General features: G+C 72.5%; 15 protein-coding genes. 11 read left to right on the top strand and 4 right to left on the bottom strand.

Annotation, left to right across the window (positions count from 1 at the left end; genetic code table 11):
• The first annotated feature begins 2 nt into the window (after positions 1–2).
• On the top strand, positions 3–641 hold the full coding sequence (gene pgsA / locus EFJ44_RS02590; RefSeq protein ID WP_125255621.1) for a CDP-diacylglycerol--glycerol-3-phosphate 3-phosphatidyltransferase: 639 nt from the start codon (positions 3–5) through the stop codon (positions 639–641).
• Between the two features lie 73 nt (positions 642–714).
• Here the strand turns inward: pgsA and EFJ44_RS02595 are convergent, their stop codons facing one another.
• The 3 genes from EFJ44_RS02595 to typA all read right to left on the bottom strand — a co-directional run bounded on the left by EFJ44_RS02595 (position 715) and on the right by typA (position 5,364).
• Entirely contained in the window at positions 715–2,781 is a 2,067-nt protein-coding gene (locus EFJ44_RS02595; protein ID WP_125255622.1) for a S46 family peptidase, read from the bottom strand.
• Between the two features lie 142 nt (positions 2,782–2,923).
• Positions 2,924–3,442, bottom strand: coding sequence for a hypothetical protein (locus EFJ44_RS02600; RefSeq protein WP_125255623.1), 519 nt, complete (start codon positions 3,440–3,442; stop codon positions 2,924–2,926).
• Positions 3,443–3,531: 89 nt separating this feature from the next.
• Positions 3,532–5,364 (bottom strand): translational GTPase TypA, encoded by a 1,833-nt coding sequence (typA, locus tag EFJ44_RS02605; RefSeq protein WP_125255624.1) that lies wholly within the window; start codon positions 5,362–5,364, stop codon positions 3,532–3,534.
• A gap of 141 nt (positions 5,365–5,505) precedes the next feature.
• Between typA and EFJ44_RS02610 the strand changes: the two genes are divergently transcribed.
• Positions 5,506–6,087, top strand: coding sequence for a nucleotidyltransferase family protein (locus EFJ44_RS02610; protein ID WP_125255625.1), 582 nt, complete (start codon positions 5,506–5,508; stop codon positions 6,085–6,087).
• A complete protein-coding gene (locus EFJ44_RS02615) occupies positions 6,087–6,896 on the top strand; it encodes a PhzF family phenazine biosynthesis protein (protein WP_125255626.1) in 810 nt (269 codons plus the stop codon). Before EFJ44_RS02610 ends, EFJ44_RS02615 begins: the two co-directional genes overlap by 1 nt.
• An 80-nt stretch (positions 6,897–6,976) precedes the next feature.
• Here the strand turns inward: EFJ44_RS02615 and EFJ44_RS02620 are convergent, their stop codons facing one another.
• Complete coding sequence (locus EFJ44_RS02620) at positions 6,977–7,384, bottom strand: hypothetical protein (protein ID WP_125255627.1); 408 nt, start codon at positions 7,382–7,384, stop codon at positions 6,977–6,979.
• 241 nt (positions 7,385–7,625) lie between these two features.
• Between EFJ44_RS02620 and EFJ44_RS02625 the strand changes: the two genes are divergently transcribed.
• The 8 genes from EFJ44_RS02625 to EFJ44_RS02660 all read left to right on the top strand — a co-directional run bounded on the left by EFJ44_RS02625 (position 7,626) and on the right by EFJ44_RS02660 (position 15,227).
• A complete protein-coding gene (locus EFJ44_RS02625) occupies positions 7,626–7,898 on the top strand; it encodes a PepSY domain-containing protein (RefSeq protein WP_125255628.1) in 273 nt (90 codons plus the stop codon).
• A complete protein-coding gene (locus EFJ44_RS02630) occupies positions 7,895–8,575 on the top strand; it encodes a response regulator transcription factor (protein ID WP_125255629.1) in 681 nt (226 codons plus the stop codon). The genes EFJ44_RS02625 and EFJ44_RS02630 overlap by 4 nt, the downstream gene beginning before the upstream one ends.
• Entirely contained in the window at positions 8,572–9,987 is a 1,416-nt protein-coding gene (locus EFJ44_RS02635; protein WP_125255630.1) for a sensor histidine kinase, read from the top strand. Before EFJ44_RS02630 ends, EFJ44_RS02635 begins: the two co-directional genes overlap by 4 nt.
• A 74-nt stretch (positions 9,988–10,061) precedes the next feature.
• Positions 10,062–11,411: a hypothetical protein gene (locus tag EFJ44_RS02640; protein ID WP_125255631.1), complete on the top strand. Its 1,350-nt coding sequence runs from the start codon at positions 10,062–10,064 to the stop codon at positions 11,409–11,411.
• A gap of 63 nt (positions 11,412–11,474) precedes the next feature.
• Complete coding sequence (gene ccmI / locus EFJ44_RS02645) at positions 11,475–12,296, top strand: c-type cytochrome biogenesis protein CcmI (RefSeq protein ID WP_125255632.1); 822 nt, start codon at positions 11,475–11,477, stop codon at positions 12,294–12,296.
• Positions 12,293–12,763: a cytochrome c maturation protein CcmE gene (gene ccmE / locus EFJ44_RS02650; protein WP_125255633.1), complete on the top strand. Its 471-nt coding sequence runs from the start codon at positions 12,293–12,295 to the stop codon at positions 12,761–12,763. Before ccmI ends, ccmE begins: the two co-directional genes overlap by 4 nt.
• A complete protein-coding gene (locus EFJ44_RS02655; RefSeq protein ID WP_125255634.1) occupies positions 12,760–14,739 on the top strand; it encodes a heme lyase CcmF/NrfE family subunit in 1,980 nt (659 codons plus the stop codon). The genes ccmE and EFJ44_RS02655 overlap by 4 nt, the downstream gene beginning before the upstream one ends.
• A complete protein-coding gene (locus EFJ44_RS02660) occupies positions 14,736–15,227 on the top strand; it encodes a cytochrome c-type biogenesis protein (RefSeq protein ID WP_125255635.1) in 492 nt (163 codons plus the stop codon). The genes EFJ44_RS02655 and EFJ44_RS02660 overlap by 4 nt, the downstream gene beginning before the upstream one ends.
• Positions 15,228–15,231: the final 4 nt, after the last annotated feature.

Raw genomic sequence — 15,231 nt, forward strand, 5'->3', positions numbered from 1 at the left:
CCATGACCACCGCCCCGCATCCCAACGCCAACCCCATCCCCAACATCCTGACCGGCCTGCGGCTGGCGGCGGGGGTGGTGATGTTCCTGATCCTGGCCGGCGCCACGGGGGGCATCCCCTATCTGTCCAGCTATCTGAGCCCCGAGGACCAGTTCGCCCTCTACCGCGCGGCCTTCTTCATCTTCGTGGTGGCGGCGTCGACGGACTGGATCGACGGCTATCTGGCGCGGCGCTGGCACGCGACGACCCGATGGGGCGCCATTCTGGACCCGATCGCCGACAAGGTGCTGGTGACGGGGGCCATCCTGGGCGTGTTGACGAGCGGCTCGGTGCCGCAGATCGCCATTCCCTGCGGCCTGATCCTGTTCCGCGAGTTCGCCGTCTCGGCCCTGCGCGAGACCGTGGCGGGCAAGGTCAAGCTGCCGGTGACGCTGCTGGCCAAATGGAAGACGACGCTGCAGCTGGTGGCGCTGGGCGCCCAGCTGTTCGCGCGCAACTGGGACGGCTTCGGGCTGGAGTTCGACTGGCTGCCGCACTTCCAGCTGTTCGCCGACCTGCTGATCTGGGCCGCCGCGGTGATCACCGTCTGGACCGGCTGGCAGTACTTCGAGAAGGCGCGGCAGAAGATGAGCGCGATCTAGGGGTAGGAACCAGGGGTAGGCGGCGGGGCGACGCGGACCTCCATACCGCTGACGCCCAGCCCTGCCCCGCGCTTCAGACCCCCAGCTCCGCCAGCAGGTGATCCATGCCGTAGACGTCGCGGAGCGCCACCGTGACGGCGCCCGTGGTGACGATGACCGAGCGGTTGACGTTCGGATCGTAGCCGTAGGCGTTGCGCTGGGTCAGGATGGTGGAGTCGAAATTGGCCCCGACGATCTCGCCCGCCGCGTTGACCGCCGGGGAGCCCGACGAGCCGCCGATGGTGTCGGTCGACACGGCCATGTTCAGCACGGTGTCGGCCGGGATGCGGTCGCGCGCCGCGAGCAGCTTCGGCGCGACGTCGAACGGCGCGGCGCCGGTCATGCGGTCCCACAGGCCGGCGAAGTCAGTGAAGGCCGGCACGGTCTGGCCCTGCCAGGTCCAGCCCTCGACGCGGCCCCAGGTCAGCCGCAGGGTGCCGGTCGCGTCGGGATAGACGCTGTCGCCATAGGCGCCGAAGCGGGCGCGGGCCAGGGTTTCCGAGGCGCGGTCGGTCGGGCCGACGACGCGCTCCTCCCACTCGGCGCGGGCGGCCCGGCTCTCGTCCTGGATCGACAGGACCCACTGGATCAGGGGATCGTCGGAGGCCTCGATCGCCTCCAGCCCGCCTTCCCACAGGGCGCGGCGCACCGCCGGATCGGCCAGCTTCGTGCCGCCGATCACGCGGGCGGCCAGACCTTCGGGCGACTCGCGACCCAGCAGGCCGCGCACGCGCGGATCGTCGACGGTCAGCCATTCGCGGGTCTTGGACAGCCACCAGCTGACCTGCATCTCTTCCAGCTCGGGATAGATCGGGCGCTCGGCCATGATGCGCGACTGGGCGGCGCCGAGGCGGCCGTCGACGTATTCGGGCAGGCGCTCGCCCGAGGGTTTGGCCCGCTCCTGCGCCGCACGGACCAGGGTCCAGGCGTAGCCGAACAGCACCGAGCCGCCGCCGGCCCGCGCCTCCAGCATCGAATAGGACGGATACAGCGCGCGCTGGATCGGCTGGATCGCCGCCAGCTCGCCCCACGGATCGCCCACCTCGGCGGCCAGCGCCGGGTTCGCCGCCACGCGGGCCTTGAAGTCGGCCTCGTCGGCGGCGCGCCGGGCCATGAAGTCGACGTCGATCAGGGCGCGCATGCGGCCGATGCCGCGCTTGTAGGTGTTCTCCAGAGAGACCAGCGGGTCCATGACCTGGAAGGCGTGCTCCGGGCTCTTCTCGCCATAGCGGATCATGCGGCCGCGCAGTTCGGACGTGATCAGCTGGTCCATCGGCAGGACGACGTCGCGGACGGTGTAGAGCTGGTCCTGGGTCAGCAGGCGCTGGGTCGCGCCGGGGCTGCCGGTGACGAAGATCGGCTGGCCCTCGACCGGCTTCGACGCGTTCCACTTGAAGTGGACCGGCGTCGCCGCCGGAGCGCCGTTCTCGTACAGCCGGATGAAGGCGGCATCGATGGCGAAGCGCGGGAAGTTGAAGTTGTCCAGGTCCCCGCCGAAGGTCGCGGCGCGGTCTTCCGGCGCCCAGGCCAGACGCACGTCGGAGTAGCGCTTGTAGGTGTAGAGCTTGAACTGGCCGCCGCGGTACAGGGTCACGACCTGGCAGCGGCTGTCGGTCTTGCCGGCGCAGGCCTCGGCCTCGATGGCGGCGGCCTCGGCGTCGCGGGCGCGGACGAAGGCGGCGCCCGACTGTCCGGCGCCGGCGGCCTGCATGCGCCCGGTGACGTCCGAGATGTCGGTCAGGATCTCGGCCGAGGCGCCGGGGCAGCGCTTCTCCTCGGCGCGCGAGGCGGGCAGGAAGCCGGTGGCGGCGTAGTTGACCTCGGGCGTCGACAGCTGCGCCACGCACGAGGCGACGCAGTGGTTGTTGGTCATCACCAGCCCTTCGCCCGAGACCACGCCCGCCGAACAGCCGCCGAATTTGACCGACGACAGCCGCACCCGGTCCAGCCACGCCTGGTCGATGTTCGTGCCCAGCGTCGCGTTGACCCGCGCGATGGGGAAGTTGTCGAAGGTCCACATCCCCTCGCCCGCCTGCACGGCGGGGGCGGCGATCAGGGTGAAGGCGGTCGCGGCGGCGACGATCCGGCGGCCGAGGGTCATGCTGGGGCTCCGACACGAAAACTGACGCGGCGGACATTGGCGGGGGGAGGCGAGCCGCGCAACCGTCATGGCGTCGGACGGAGCGCGCAAGAAAAAGGGCGGCCCCCGCGCGGGAGCCGCCCTCTCCTGACCAGGGCGACCGTCAGTCGACGGGGCGCTGGCGTTCGACGCGGCGGCGGTCCCAGCGGCTGACCATCACCGTGCCCGAGGCGTCGGCCTGCAGATCGGCCGAGGCGGCGGGCACCGAACGGACGACGCCGTCGGCCGTGCGGATCATCACGGTGCGCACGTAGCCGCGGGCGTCGCGGGTGGTGCCGACCACCGAGCCGATCAGATCGCCGTCGCGGGCCCGGACTTCGGTGCCGACGGCGACGTCGGTCTGGGTCGAGACGCGGCGCGGGCGGGCCGAGGCCTCGACGCCGGCGCGGCCGTCGACGCGGACGTCCGCGCCGGGCAGGGCGTCGCGGGTCGACCTGACCGTGTCGCGTCCGAAGTCGCGGGTGTCGCGGATGGTGTCGCGGACGCCGAGGTCGGGGCGCGAGACGCCCACGCCGACGTTGCCCGAGACGTTGCCTCCCACATTGCCGCCCAGAACCTGGGCTGCGGCGGGGGCCGCCGACGCCAACAGGGCGGCGCCGGCCAGAAGCATGAGTTTACGCATGGGACTTTCCCATCTGACGCCGGTCAGGGAGGCGACCGGCCCATGCTTAACGTCGCGGAAGCCCCGGCGTTCGACTTGGCCGTATGCGATCAGTCCTCGCGGACGCGCTTCTTGCGGAACGAGGGGTTCAGCACCTGCTTGCGCAGGCGGATCGACTTCGGCGTCACCTCGACCAGTTCGTCGCTCTCGATGTAGGCGATGGCCTGTTCCAGCGAGGGGCGGCGCGGCGGGGTCAGGCGCACGGCCTCGTCCTTGCCCGAGGCGCGGACGTTGGTCAGCTGCTTGCCCTTGATCGGGTTGACGTCGAGGTCGTCCGAGCGGCTGTTCTCGCCGATGATCATGCCCTGATAGGTCTTCTCGCCGGCGCCGACGAACATGACGCCGCGCTCCTCGAGGTTCCACAGCGCATAGGCCGCCGTCTCGCCGTCGGAGTTGGAGACCAGCACGCCCTTCTGACGGCCCTCGATGGCGCCCTTGTGCGGCTCGTAGTGGCTGAACACGCGGTTCAGCACGCCGGAGCCCCGCGTGTCGGTCAGGAACTCTCCCTGATAGCCGATGAGCGCGCGCGACGGGCACATCAGCTGGATGCGCGTCTTGCCGGCGCCCGACGGGCCCATGTCCTTCAGCTCGGCCTTGCGCTGGCTCAGCTTCTCGATGACCACTCCGGTGAACTCGTCGTCGACGTCGATCATGACGTCCTCGATCGGCTCCAGACGCTCGCCGTTCTCGCCGGTCTGGTAGACCACGCGCGGGCGGCTGATCGACAGTTCGAAGCCCTCGCGGCGCATGTTCTCGACCAGCACGCCCAGCTGCAGTTCGCCGCGGCCGGCGACCTCATAGGCGTCGGCGCCGGCGGTTTCGGTCACGCGGATGGCGACGTTGGCCTCGGCCTCCTTCAGCAGGCGGTCCCGGATCACGCGGCTCTGCACCTTGTCGCCCTCGCGGCCGGCCAGGGGACTGTCGTTGACCGACACGGTCATGGAGATGGTGGGCGGGTCGATCGGCTGGGCGTCCAGCGCCTCGGTGACCTCCAGCGCGCACAGGGTGTCGGCCACGGTGGCCTTCGACATGCCGGCGATGGCGACGATGTCGCCCGCTTCCGAACCGGCGTCCAGCGGCTGGCGCTTCAGGCCGCGGAAGGCCAGCACCTTGGTGATGCGGCCCTGTTCGATGGTCTTGCCGTCGCGGTCCAGGGCCTTGATCGGCATGCCGGGAACGGCCTTCCCGCTCTCGATGCGGCCGGTCAGGATGCGGCCCAGGAAGGGGTCGCTCTCGATCAGCACGTTCAGCATGCGGAACGGCTTGTCGACGTTCGCGGACACCGCCGGCGGCGGCACGTGGTCGACGATCAGGTCGAACAGCGGCGCCAGGGTCTCGGACTTCTCGTTCAGGTCCAGCGTGGCCCAGCCGTTCCGGCCCGAGGCGTAGATGTGCGGGAAGTCCAGCTGTTCCGGCGAGGCGCCGATGGCCTCGAACAGCTCGATCGTCTCCAGATGCACCCGGTCCGGGTCGGCGTGGGCGCGGTCGACCTTGTTGATGCACAGGATGGGACGCAGCCCCATCTTCAGCGCCTTGGTCAGGACGAACTTGGTCTGGGGCATGACGCCCTCTTCGGCGTCCACCAGAATGACGCAGCCGTCGACCATGCCCAGGATGCGCTCGACCTCGCCGCCGAAGTCGGCGTGGCCGGGGGTGTCGATGATGTTGATGCGCGTCTCGCCGGCCTTGCCGTTCCACAGCACCGACGTGGCCTTGGCCAGGATGGTGATGCCGCGTTCCTTCTCCTGATCGTTGGAGTCCATGGCGCGCTCGACCGTCGCCTCGTTGGCGCGGAACACGCCCGACTGGGCCAGGAGCTGGTCCACCAGGGTGGTCTTGCCGTGGTCGACGTGGGCGATGATGGCGACGTTGCGCAGGTTCATTCAGATAACGGGGAGGGGCGGCCGGAAACGGTCGGGCCGCGAGGTTTCGTGCGACGATGCGGGGAGGCGCGCGCCTCATACAGAACAAGCGGGCGAAACGCCAGCGTGACGCCGTCCGCGGAATCGGCTTGAACGGCGGCCATGGACGCGGACCGGAACCTGGAAGAGCGGCTGATCGCGGCGGTGCGGGGCGATCCCGACCTGATGCGGGTGCTGGAGACGACCGCGGGGCTGGGCCTGAACGACTGGCTGATCTTTTCCGGCAGCGTCTACCAGTGCGTCTGGAACGCCGTGACCGGGCGGCCCGCCGGGCATGGGATCAAGGACTTCGACCTGGGCTACTTCGACGAGGACGTCAGCTGGGACGCCGAGGACGTGGTGATCCGCCGGGTGGCGGAGGCCTTCGACGAGCCGCTGAGGAGCCGGGTGGAAGTCCGAAACCAGCGGCGGGTGTCGGAGTGGTTTCCGGCCAAGTTCGGCGAGCCCTATCCGCCCGTCGCCCGCACGGCCGAGGCGCTGAACCGGTTCGTCGCGCCCGCCTTCGCGGTCGGGGTGCGCCTGGAGGCCGACGGACGGATGTCGGTCGTCGCGCCTTTCGGGCTGGAAGACACGTTCGCCATGATCGTGCGGCCGAATCCGAATCGGCCCCTGGCCAAGGACTGGGATCGGGTGGTCGCCGGTCTGCGCGCCCGCTGGCCCGAACTGAGAGTGGAGACCGCCTGATGCGCCAGTGGACCGTGGACGCCTTTGCGGCCGGGCCCTTTCTGGGCAATCCGGCCTGCGTCGTGGAGCCGTTCGACCGGTGGCCGGACGGCGGCTGGATGCAGGCGCTGGCGCGAGAGAACAATCAGGCGGAGACCGCCTTCCTGCGCCGCACCGCCGACCCGGCCCGGTTCGACCTGCGCTGGTTCACGCCGGGGCAGGAGGTCGATCTGTGCGGCCACGCCACCCTGGGCGCGGCCCACGCCCTGTGGGCCGAGATGGGTTCGGACGCGCCGGGCCTGGCCTTCGACACGCGCTCGGGACCGCTCTTCGTGCGGCGGATGGGCGACCTGTACGAGATGGACTTCCCCGCCGACGTTCCGCGCCCGTGCGGCGTTCCGCCCGGACTCACCGAGGCGCTGGGCACGACGCCCATGGAGATTCTGGCCGGCCGCTACCTGGTGGTCGTCCTGCCCGACGCGGCCGCGGTCGACGCCGTGTCCCCGGATCTGAAGGCCCTGGCGACGGTGCGGGGCGAGGCGGGGGAGGCGGGGCACGTCATCGTCTGCGCGCCGGCCGAGCCCGCCGACGACGTGGACGTCGTCGACCGCTTCTTCGCTCCGGGCTGCGGCGTGGACGAGGACCCGGCGACGGGATCCGCCCACTGCATCCTGGCGCCCTTCTGGGCCGGGCGGCTGGGGCGGGCGACGGTGCGGTTCCGGCAGGTCTTCCCGACCCGCGGCGGCGAGATCGAGACCGAGGTTCGCGGCGACCGCGTGCTGCTGCGCGGCCGGGCGATCACCACGGTCGAGAGCCGCCTGCGGGTCTGAGGCATGAAGAAAGGGCGCGGACCCTTTCGGATCCGCGCCCTCGTACCTCCGGATTGGGGGTCGGAGGTCTTCGCGACCGCTTACCAGCGGCCGCGGTTGCGGTGATCGCGGTCGCGGCGCTCGATCCGGACGCGCTGCGACAGGCGGTCGAAGCGGTAGTCGAGATCGCGGGCTTCCTGACGCGACAGACCGTTGCGCGAATACTGGCGCTCCAGACGGACCAGGGCGTTCAGCTCGGCCCGCAGGCCCGAGGCCTCGCGGCGGGTCAGGGCGCCGTTGCGCACGCCCTGGTCGATGCGGCGATCGAGGTTGGCCACGCGACGGTGGATCGGCCGCCAGTTGCGGTCGTAGCCGTAGCCGGCGTTGCCGTAGCCATAGGCCTGGCCATAGGCGGGGGCCGTCCCGATGGTCACGCGAACCTGGGCGGCGGCCGGGACCGCGACCGAAGCCGCGGCCAGAGCGAGGGCGGGGATCAGGAACTTCTTCATGGTGCGGTCTCCTTCGAAACGCTCGCCGGCCGGGGGGCCGACGTTGACCACAGAAAAGCGCAGCGCGCCTGAGCCGGGTCTGAACGATGCGGTTAAGGGACGGTTCATCTGCATGAATTGTTCGAGAGGTCTCCCTCCGCCCTTTCTCGCGCGCGAGGCGGACGGGGTTGGGAAAACCCTGAAATGACTCTAGACCCGGCGTTCAGACGCCGTTCAGAGCCGCGGGGTCAGAAAGTCCGACATGATCCGCCTGACCGCCCTTTTCGCCGCCGCCCTGCTGACCGCCGCCCCCGGCGCGGCGCAGGCGCGCGCCGCCGCGCCCGAGGCGGCCCACGTCCAGGCCCAGGACCCGCAGGCCGCGATCCGCACCGTCGAGCGCGGCCGCCCCGGCCGTCGCGTGGGCGTGCGCGTCGACGGCCAGAACGTGGTCGTCGTCTGGGAATACCCCGGCGGCCGCGTGGTCGAGATCGTGGTCGACGGCCGCACCGGCCGCATTCTGGGAGAGCGCGGATGAGGGTCCTTCTGGTCGAGGACGACGTCGACCTGTCGCGCCAGCTGAAGGGCGCGCTTTCCGACGCCGGCTATGCCGTGGACCACGCCGCCGACGGCGAGGAGGCGCATTTCCTCGGCGACACCGAGCCCTATGACGTGATCGTTCTGGATCTCGGCCTGCCGAAGATCGACGGCGTGTCGGTGCTGGAGCGCTGGCGCCGCGAGGGCCGGACGACGCCGGTCCTGATCCTGACCGCGCGCGGGGCATGGTCGGACAAGGTGTCGGGCTTCGACGCCGGCGCCGACGACTATCTGACGAAGCCCTTCCACACCGAGGAGCTGCTGGCGCGCCTGCGCGCCCTGCTGCGGCGCTCGGCCGGCATCGCCTCGGCGACCCTGACGTGCGGCGCGCTGCGTCTGGATCCGCGCGCGGCGCGGGCCAGCGTCGACGGCGAGCCGCTGCGCCTGACAAGTCTGGAATACCGCCTGCTGCACTATCTGATGATGCATCAGGGCCGGGTGATCAGCCGCACGGAGCTGGTCGAGCACCTGTACGATCAGGACTTCGATCGCGATTCCAACACCATCGAGGTGTTCGTCGGCCGGCTGCGCAAGAAGATCGGCGCCGACCGCATCGAGACCGTGCGCGGTCTGGGCTATCGGCTGACCCCCCTGCCCGGCGAGGCGGACGCGGCGTGACAGCGGCCCGGGGGGGCGCGCTGAACGACTGGGGGCGCTGGTTCGGACGCCCCGGCCGGTCGCTGACCCGACGCCTGATCTGGCTGGCCTCGGCGTGGATTCTGGCCGCCCTGCTGGCCACGGGGCTGGTCCTGACCCACACCTTCAAGGAATCGGCCCTGCGCCGGCTGAGCGCCGACCTGGCGGACATGCTGGATCAGGTGCTGCTGGCGACCGAGGTCTCGGCCGGCGGCGTGACGTCGCGCCAGCTCAGCGACCAGTCGACGCTGAATCTGTTCGGCGGCGCCTACTGGCAGGTGACGGAGCCGGTCGGGGAGGGCCGGCTGCGGCTGCTGACGAAGTCTGCGTCGCTGTGGGACCAGAGCCTGATCGTGCCGCCGGAGCTTCCGGGTATGCTGGCGGCCGCGGCGGGCGAGACCATCAGCTTCAACGCCGCCGGGCCGGACGGCGCCCCGCTGCGCGTCGCCGCCACCCAGAAGCGGCTGTCCGGGCGCGACCTGGTCTTCATGTCCGCCGTGGACCGGACCGCGGTGGACGCCGACGTGCGCCAGTTCTCGACCGTGGCGTGGACCGCGCTGGCGCTGCTGGGTCTGGGCCTGGTGATCGCCGTCTTCCTGCAGGTGCAGATCGGCCTGCGGCCGCTGTTCGCCCTGCGCAACGAGATCGCGGACGTCCGCAAGGGCAAGGCCTCGCGCATCGCCGGGGACTATCCGCTGGAAATCGCGCCGCTGGCGCAGCAGGTGAACCGGCTGCTGGACCACAATCAGGACGTGGTGGAGCGGCAGCGCACCCACGTCGGCAATCTGGCCCACGCCCTGAAGACGCCGCTGTCCGTCATGCTGACCGAGGCGGAGGGCCGCGGCGACCAGCTGGCCGAGGTGGTGCGCCGCCAGAGCGAGGCGATGCGCGGGCAGGTCGAGCACCACCTGCGCCGCGCCCGCGCCGCCGCCCGGGCGCAGGGGCTGGGCGAGCGGACCCCCGTCGCCGAGGTGCTCGACGAGATGGCCGTGATGCTGGAGCGCGTCTTCCAGTCCAAGGGGGTGGAGATCGACTGGCGCGCGCCGGACGATCTGCATTTCCTCGGCGAGCGGCAGGATCTGCAGGAGATCCTGGGCAATCTGATCGAGAACGCCTGCAAGTGGTGCGACCGTCGGGTCCGGGTCTCGGCCGGCGGCACCGGTCTGGGCTGGATGGTGGCGGTGATCGAGGACGACGGCCCGGGCGTGCCCGCCGACCGGCTGGAGACGATGCTGAAGCGCGGCGAACGGATGGACGAGAGCGCCCCGGGGTCGGGGCTGGGCCTCGCCATAGTCGACGACCTGGCGCGGGCCTATGGCGGGCGGCTGGTGCTGGGGGCCAGCGATCTGGGCGGGCTGAAGGCCACGCTGGACCTGCCGGCCGCCGAAGCTTGACCGTTTCACTTCCTTAACCCTGTCGGTTCACCCTGCGGGCCTCCGGGTTCCGCGCCCGGCCGGTGGAGTGAGGAATGGCGGCGCTTTCGACCGCGCACAGGGCGGCTCTGACGGCCCTCGTCGACCAGTGTCCGGACGCGGTCCTGACGCGGCTGGTCCGCGTCGTGCCCCAGATGGGCGGCGGCGAGCGCGCCGGGGAGCTGATGGCCATCCTCGAGGAGGCGATGCGCAACCGGCGCCGCCGGGCCGTGGCCTTTTCTCCCCTGTTGCCGCTGTTCCAGCCGCGCGAGGACGGGGTCGAGGGCCTGACGTTTCCGCGCGTCCTGCTGGGCCGGCTCTGGTCCGCGGGAGTTCAGGGCCAGGAAGCCCACCTGCCGCTGCTCGACGAGCGCGACGGGTCGGCCGATCGCGTCGCCGACCGGCTGTGCCGCGCCGCCGCCGGCGCCCTGCGCGACCGTCCCGAGCAGATCTGGCCGACCGGCCTGACGCCCGAAACCCGCGAGCGGGACCTGGCCGAGCTGGCCGGCTGTCTGGACCTGGCCCCGCTGGCGCGTCAGGCGGCCCGGCAGTTGCCCGACTGGCTGAAGGCCGGCGGCGACGACCGGACGGACCTGCGCCTGCTGCTGAAGGACGCCGCGGCGGTGGCTCCGGACGGCGCGACCCGGCTGATCGAGATCCTGTTCGCCCATCTGGCCGAGGCGCCGGCCATCCTGCGCATCGTCACCCGCAGCTCGGCCGCCGCGGCGCGCGAGGAGTTTCTCGAGGGCTCGGAACTGGCGGACTTCGTGGCCCGCATCGTCCGCGCCGTGCGGGTCCGCACCGAGGGCGCCGTCTTCGACCCGGACGGCGGGGAGGAGGCCGTGGCCGCGACGGTGGACGGCCTGCGCTGGGCCGCCGACGCCCTGACCCAGATCGACATCAGCCTGGAGACCGATCCGGCGGGCGACTGGAGCCGCGAGATCGGCGTCGTGCGGCGGGGACTGACCGCGCGGCTGGGCGTCTGGATGCGCGACGCGGACCGCGCCGTCCGCGCCGCCGCGCCGCGCGCGCGCGTACGGCTGGGCGGCGGGAGGAACAGCCGCCAGGCCCCGGATTTCGAGACCCCGCTGGACCCTGCCGCGGCGCGACGGGCGGTGGCCCATGCCGCCTTCCTGTCGGCGCTGCGCGGGCCGGCGGCCACCTTCGGCTGCGAAGGCGACCGCAAGTCCAGTCTGGAGGCGGCGACCAGCGAACTCTCGGACTGGGCCGACGAGGCGATTCACGCCGTCAACGCCGGCGACGTCCCGGACGAGGACGCGGCGCTGGCGCGGATCGCGCACGTGGCCGACGTGCTGGCCGCGCTGGAGGCGGCGGACGCCGCCCGGACCGTGCGGCGGCGACTGGCGGTGGCCGGCGCGCATCAGGCCGAGGCGCGCTCCGCCTGAGGCCGCCGGGGTGCGACGCCGGGCCGTTTCCGTCCGTCGCCCGATTGGTCTAGAGCGTCGCCCATGTTCGCCTTCTGGGGCCTGACCGGCCTGGCGGCCGCAGGGGCCGTCCTCCTGATCCTGAGCTTCGCCCGACGCGCCGAACTGGCGCGCGACGCCGCCGTGGCCGACGACGGCCCGGCGCGCGAGCTGGCCGAGCTGGAGCGGCTGAAGGCGCGCGGCCTGCTGGACGAGGCGGGCTTCGCCCTGGCGCGGACCGAGGTGGCGCGGCGCGCCCTGGCCGCCGAACCCGAGACGGCGCCGGCCGCGGCGGGCGCGCGGACCCGACGCTGGATTCCGGTCGGGGCCGCCGCCGCGGTGCTGGCGGCCGGGGCGCTGTACGTCTTCCTGGGGCGCCCCGGCATGCCGGATCAGCCCATGACCGCCCGGGTGGCGCAGTGGGCCGCCGCGCCGCAGACGCTGGACGCCCCCCGGGTCGCGGCGGTGATGGCGGAGGCGGTGCGGCGCGATCCCGACGACCCGCAGGCCCTGGCCCTGCTGGGCGCGGCGCGGTTCGAGGCGGGCGATCCGGTCGGGGCGGCGTCGGCCTTCCGACGTCTGCTGGCCCTGCGGCCCGAGGACGCCCAGGCTTGGGCGCGGCTGGGCGAGAGTCTGGTGCGCGCCGCGGAAGGTCGCATCGACGGCGACGCCGAGGCCGCCTTCCGCGAGGCGCTGCGGCTGGACCCGAACCAGCTGGGCGCCCGCTATTTCCTCGGCGAGGCGGCGCTGGAACGCGGCGATGCGGCGGCGGTGCGCGACGTCTGGGGGCCGCTGATCGCCGCCCTCGACCCCGCCGACCCCCGGCGCGCCGATCTGGTCGCGCGGATGCCGGGGGGCGGGTCGTGAGCTGGTTGCCGAAGTCGCCGAAGGCCCGTCGCCGCCTTTGGGTCGTTCTGGCGGTCGGTCCCCTGCTCGCGGCGGCCGTCGGCCTGTCGCTGTGGGCCATGCGCGACGGGGTGACCTTCTTCGTCACGCCGTCGGAGGCGACGGTCGAGGCCGCGCCGGCCGGGCGGCACGTGCGGCTGGGCGGGCTGGTCGAGGCCGGCAGCGTCTCGCGCGACGCCGACGGCACGGTGCGGTTCCGGGTCGGCGACGGGGCCGCGACGACGCAGGTCGTCTTCCGGGGCGATCTGCCGGACCTGTTCCGCGAGGGACAGGGCATCGTCGCGGAGGGCGCCTTCCGCGACGACCGCAGCTTCGAGGCGACGCAGGTGCTGGCCAAGCACGACGAGACCTACATGCCCCGTGAGGTGGCCGAGAAGCTGAAGGCGCGCGGCGAGTGGCGGCCCGAGACCGGGAGCCCCGAACTGTGACCGCCGAGTTCGGGTCCTTCTGCCTGATCCTGAGCCTGACGCTGGCCGTGGCCTGGACCGGGTTCGCCGTCGCGGGACGGATGCGGAACGGGGCCCTGATGACCGGCGCGGCGCAGGGAGCGGCGATCGCCTGCTTCGGCGCGCTGACGCTGGCGTTTCTGGCGCTGATCCTCGCCTTCTGGACCTCGGACTTCTCGCTGGCGGTCGTGGCGAACAACAGCCACGTCGACAAGCCGGCGCTCTACAAGGTGGCCGGCGCCTGGGGGAACCACGAGGGGTCGCTGCTGCTGTGGTGCCTCGTCATGGCCGGCTTCGGCGCCCTGCTGGCCGGCGCGCGCGGCCTCAGCTTCCGGCTGAAGACGTCCGCGGTCGCGGCGCAGGGGGCGCTGACGACCCTGTTCGTCGGCTTCGCCGTCTTCACCTCCAGCCCCTTCGCCCGGCTGGACGATCCGCCGGTGGTGGGGCTGGGGCTGAACCCCCTGTTGCAGGACCCGGCCCTCGCCCTGCACCCGCCGCTCCTTTACGGCGGCTACGTGGGTCTGTCGGTGTGCTTCTCGCTGGCGGTCGCGGCGCTGATCGAGGGCAGGGCCGGCTCGGCCATGTGGCCGGCCTGGGGGCGTTGGGTGCGGCCGTGGGCGCTGGCGTCGTGGGCGCTGCTGACCGTCGGCATCGCCCTAGGCAGCTTCTGGGCCTACTACGAGCTGGGCTGGGGGGGCTGGTGGTTCTGGGACCCGGTCGAGAACGCCAGCTTCATGCCGTGGCTGGCGGCGGCGGCCCTGCTGCATTCGGCGGTGGTGACCGAGCGGCGCGGCGCGCTGGCGGGCTGGACCACATTCCTGGCCATCCTCGCCTTCACTTTCTCCATGCTGGGGGCGTTTCTGGTGCGGTCGGGCGTGCTGACCAGCGTGCACGCCTTCGCGGTCGATCCCGAGCGGGGGATGGCGCTGCTGGGCATCCTCGGCGTCGCGGCGGGCGCGGCCTTCGCCCTGTTCGCCTGGCGGGCGCCGAAGCTGACGCCGGGCGGCGCCTTCGCCCCCGTGAGCCGCGAGGCGGCGCTGGTGCTGAACAACCTGTTCCTGACCGTGGCCGCCGCGACGGTGCTGCTGGGCACCCTCTATCCCCTGATCCTCGAGGCGGCGACCGGCGAGACCATCTCGGTCGGCCCGCCCTATTTCGCCCTGACCTTCGTGCCGCTGATGACGGCCATGGCCCTGATCCTGCCGGCCGGTCCGCTGCTGGCGTGGAAGCGCGGCGACCTGAAGGGCGTGGGACAGCGCCTGATGCTGGCGGCCGGCCTGTCGGTGGCGGTGGGTCTTCTGGCGCTGTCCGTCTGGAGCCCGGCCCGCGCCCTGACGGCGCTGGGCGCCGCGGTGGCGGCGTGGCTGGTCCTGGGGTCGATCAGCGAGGTGGCCGACCGCGTCCGCCTGTTCCGCGCGCCGGCGGCGGAGACGGCGCGCCGGGCGAAGGCCCTGCCCCTGTCGGCGTGGGGCACGACGCTGGCCCACCTGGGACTGGGGCTGTTCGTGCTGGGCGCGGCGCTCGAGACCGGCCTGAAGACCGAGCGGCAGGCCATTCTGCCCGTCGGGGGCGAGATCGCGGCCGGTCCCTACGTCGCACGGGTCGAGCAGGTCGGCGTGGTCGAGGGGCCGAACTTCCTCGCCGAACGGGCGACCTTCACCGTGCGGACGGTGGATGGACGTGCGGCACGCACCGTGACGGCGGAGCGCCGCTTCTTCCCCGCCGGGGGGCAGACGACGACCGAGGTCGGACTGGATTTCCGCGGGCTGGACGACGTCTATCTGACGGTGGGCGAGCGGGCCGCGACGGCGGACGGCGATCGCGCGTGGAGCGTGCGGATGGCGCACAATCCGATGGCCCGGCTGATCTTCCTGGGACCGGCCATCATGGCGCTGGGCGGCCTGCTGTCGTTGCTGGACCGGCGGCTGCGCCGGGCGCCGACGCGGAGGCGCGGATGAGGATCGTCGCCGCCGCCGTCGCCCTGTTCCTGATCGCGGCCGAGCCGCTGCCTGCGCCCGACGCGCCGCTGCCCGATCCGGCGCAGGAGGCGCGGGCCCAGGCCCTGTTCGAGGAAATCCGCTGCGTCGTCTGCCAGCACGAATCGATCGCCGATTCGCCCGCCGGACTGGCCGCCGACGTGCGGGCCGAGGTGCGGGGCCGCATCGCCGCCGGCGCGACGGACGATCAGATCCGCGCCGGGCTGGTGGAGCGCTGGGGCGACTTCGTCCTGTTCCGGCCGCCGTTCGATCCCGGGACCCTGCTGCTGTGGCTAGGCCCGCTGGCTCTGCTTCTGGCGGGCGCCGCCCTGGCCCTGCTGCGGGCCCGCAAGGCGACCGTGGAGCCCGCGCCGCTGACGCCGGCGGAGGAGACGGCGCTGGCGAAAATTCTCAAGGCCGACAGGCTTCGCCATGAAGCCGCCGCGGACACGCCCGACGACGGTCGATGAACGC

This window comes from Brevundimonas fluminis (assembly GCF_003934285.1).
In the GTDB taxonomy this organism is placed as follows: domain Bacteria; phylum Pseudomonadota; class Alphaproteobacteria; order Caulobacterales; family Caulobacteraceae; genus Brevundimonas; species Brevundimonas fluminis.